The sequence below is a fragment of the Frankia sp. CgKIO3 genome, assembly GCF_977946435.1.
On the sequence record NZ_CDWTMO010000264.1, the window covers coordinates 1 to 3,474 of the forward strand.

Below are 3,474 nucleotides of genomic sequence, written 5' to 3' on the forward strand. Positions count from 1 at the left end.
CACCCGCAGCATCGACACCATCGCCAGTGTCGCCTACGCCATCCAGAACCCGGCCACCAGCACCCTGACCGTGGCCAACGGCGGCCACCTCCCCCCCGCCCTGCGCCACCCCGACGGCACCACCGACCTCCTCGACGACCCCCACGGAATCATCCTCGGCGTCACCGAGCAGACGTTCACCGAAACCCGCCACCGCTTCCCCCCGGCTCTACCCTCGCCCTCTACACCGACGGCCTCGTCGAATCCCCCACCGTCGACATCGGCGAGGGCTGCCGACGCCTGCTGCGCATCCTCACCGAAACAGCCGACCTGTCCACCACCGCGGACCGGCTACTGACCCTCCTCAACCGCAACGACGGCTACGACGACGTCACCCTCCTCCTCGCCCACGCCCAATAAGATCATTACGGGTTCTCCTAGCCTCAACCATCGACGGCTGACACCTTTGGATCACAGCCGCATCTGGGTGACCTTCTCAACCCCGCTCTAGATCATGAAGGACGGCAAGGTGTCTTCGCCGTTCCCTTGCTGGAAGAAATGATCGGCAATGATCGGCAATGATCGGCAATGGTCAGTAATGGGAAGTGAGGCCTCTGGGCGGGCGGAAACACGACGGGGACCGGAGCGCGTTCGAGTCCAGCCAGGCGTGGCCGGCGCGGCCGGTTCAGGGGGCGGTGAATGCCAGGGAGACTCAGGGGGCGGTGAACGCCAGGGAGACATTGTGCCCACCGAAGCCGAAGCCGAAGGCGTTGGCCACGGCGGCGCGGACGGTCTCGTGGCGGGCCTGTCCGGACACGACGTCGAGCTTGATCGCCGGGTCGAGCCGGTCAAGGTTGCGTACCGGGGGTATGACGCCGTCGCGGATGCTGAGCACCGTGGCGATGGCGCCCACCGCGCCGGCGGCGCCGAGCATGTGCCCGGTCATCGACTTGGTGGCCGTGACCGCCGGATGGGTGCCGATCGTCTGAGTGATCGCCTCGGCCTCCAAGGGGTCACCGACGGGGGTAGAGGTGGCGTGGGCGTGTACGAGGCCGATATCGGTGGGGGTGAGGCCGGCGCCGGACAGTGCGGCCTCGATGGCCCTGCGCTGCCCGGCGGGGTCGGCGGTGACGATGTCGAGGGCGTCGGAGTTGGTGGCCGCGCCGGCGGCGACGGCGTACACGCGGGCGCCGCGGGCGGCGGCGAACCCGGCCCGTTTCAGGACCAGCAGGCCGGCGCCCTCGCCGAGCACGAAACCGTCACGGTCGGCGTCGAAGGGCCGGGAGGCGGCTGCCGGGTCGTCGTGCCGGGTCGACAGGGCCTTCATCTGCGCGAACGCTGCCAGCGGCAGCGTGTCGACCGGCGCCTCGACGCCGCCGGCGACCACGACGTCGGCCAGCCCGTGTTGGATCATCTCCATACCGGTGGCGATCGCCTCGGCGCCGGACGCGCAGGCGCTGACCGGGGTGCGGGCGCCGGCCTTCGCACCGAGGTCGATGCTCACCCACGCCGCCGGGCCGTTGGGCATCAGCATGATCACCGTTTGAGGGGATATCCGGCGCGCACTGGCCTGCTCCAGGATGCGGTGCTGGCCCAGGGTGGACTGCACCCCGCCGTAACCGGTGCCGATGACGACCGCGAGCCGTTTGGGAGCGACCTCGGGGGATCCCGCGTCCGCCCATGCCTGCCGGGCGGTGACGATCGCCATCTGTTCACCGCGGTCGAGCTTGCGGCTGTCCTTGCCCGGCAGCGTTGCCGCGGGGTCGACGGGCAGCCGGGCGGCGAGTCGGACCGGCAGCTCCCGCGCCCATTCGTCTTCGATCACCGCGACACCCGAGGCACCCGCGACCAGCCCGTCCCAGGTGGCGGCGAGGTTGCCGCCGAGTGGAGTCATCGCACCGAGACCCGTCACCACGATCTTGTCGTAAACCACTAATTACCCCTTCCCGTCACGATGAGGGCGGAACGCCAGAAAGGCGGTTCCGATCCTCGCTCCGGGTCACCTTCCCAGCTCGGGGCGCGGTCTGGACAGCTCCGCCGCTACCGATGTCGGCGGCCAGGTGTTGTGGGAACCCTACAAAGACCCGCGAGCCCTACGATGGCGAGACGGGCGCCGCCGCGGCCCATGACGCCGAACCGGCGAGGGGGCGGTGGGTGAGTGTCGGGGTGCAGGTAGTCATAATTGGGTCATAATGCGGTTTCGGGTCGGATCCCGCTTATGCCGCTCTTCCCGTTATGCCGCTCTTCCCGGCGTATCCGAGCCGGGGGTGTCTGGTGGAGGACCTCGGTGCGACGGCCGCCGCACCGAGGTCGTTTCCCGGGGCTGGCCGGTGGTCCCGGGGCCGGTCTCAGCGGGCCGCGCGGATGGATTCCCGCAGGGAGGACAGGGTCGCCGCGAGGGCGGTCGGTTCGTAGCCGCAGTGTGCCATGCAGTTCGCGCAGCGCGGGTCGCGGCCTCGTCTGTAGGCCTCCCAGTCGGTGGTGTCAAGGAGTTCCTGGTAGGTCCTGGCGTAGCCGTCGCCCATCAGATAGCACGGCTTCTGCCAGCCGTACAGGGAGTAGGACGGAATTCCCCAGGCCGTGCACGGGAAGTCGATCTTTCCTTCGAGGAAGTCCAGGAACAGGGGGGAGTGGTTGATCCGCCAGTTCTTGCGGCGGCCGTCGGCGAACGCCTTGCGGAACAGTTCCTGGGTTTCCTTGACCCCGAGGAAGCTGTCCTGGTCGGGGGCTTTCCCGTAGGCGTAGGCGGGGGAGAGCATCATCCCGTCGACGTTGAGGTCGTTGTTGAGGAAGTCCAACACCTCGATCACGGTCTGGGGGGTGTCGGTGTTGAAGAACGTGGTGTTCGTGGTGACGCGGAAGCCGCGGCGCTGCGCCTCTTTGATGTTGTCCACGGCCTGGGCGAACACGCCCGGCTTGGCCACGGACTTGTCGTGGCGTTCCTCGAGGCCATCGATGTGTACCGCGAAGGACAGGTACGGTGACGGGCGCAGCTTGTCGATCTTGCGTGGGATCAGGAGGGCGTTCGTGCACAGGTAGATGAACTTCTTACGTTTCACCAGGCCTGCCACGATGTCTTCGATCTGCGGGTGCATCAGCGGTTCGCCGCCTGCCAGGCACACCACGGGGGCGCCGCACTCGTCGACGGCGGCGAGCGCCTGCTCGACGGGCATGCGCTGTTTCAGCACGTCCGCGGGATGTTGGATCTTGCCGCAGCCCTCGTAGGCGAGGTTACATGCGAACAGGGGTTCGAGTTCGAGGGTGATCGGGAACTTGTCCCGCCTGGCGAGTTTCTGCTTGAGGAGATAAGCGCCGATCCTGATTGCCTGGCGCCGCGGAATGGCCATTTTCACCCTCCTGCTGTTGGTCTTCGGTCGCCTGGTGGGTGGAGTCGCGATGCCGCGCTGTTCCGGTCAGTGACTGTTCCGGTCAGTGTAGGCGTGTGGTGCGGAGCTGGTGGATTCGGCGTGGGTCGGAGTGGGCGTGGGGTGGAAC

Annotated in this window: 2 protein-coding genes and 1 pseudogene; 1 reads left to right on the forward strand and 2 read right to left on the reverse strand. The window is 67.9% G+C overall.

Annotation, left to right across the window (positions count from 1 at the left end; all coding sequences use genetic code 11):
- The first annotated feature begins 70 nt into the window (after window positions 1-70).
- Window positions 71-399, forward strand: a pseudogene (locus tag AC08OJ_RS19270) (PP2C family protein-serine/threonine phosphatase).
- A 292-nt stretch (window positions 400-691) separates the two neighbouring features.
- Here the strand turns inward: AC08OJ_RS19270 and AC08OJ_RS19275 are convergent.
- Window positions 692-1,912 carry a beta-ketoacyl-[acyl-carrier-protein] synthase family protein gene (locus tag AC08OJ_RS19275; RefSeq protein WP_476596471.1) on the reverse strand — a complete coding sequence of 407 codons (1,221 nt, stop codon included), beginning with the start codon at window positions 1,910-1,912 and terminating at the stop codon, window positions 692-694.
- Between the two features lie 415 nt (window positions 1,913-2,327).
- Window positions 2,328-3,326, reverse strand: a complete 999-nt coding sequence (gene hpnH, locus AC08OJ_RS19280; protein ID WP_476594700.1) for an adenosyl-hopene transferase HpnH — start codon at window positions 3,324-3,326, stop codon at window positions 2,328-2,330.
- Window positions 3,327-3,474 lie beyond the last annotated feature (148 nt).

What these genes read in the sequence shown, in the direction of transcription:
- hpnH (WP_476594700.1), bottom strand. Translation starts at nt 3,326, where the DNA reads ATGGCCATTCCGCGGCGCCAGGCAATCAGGATCGGCGCTTATCTCCTC.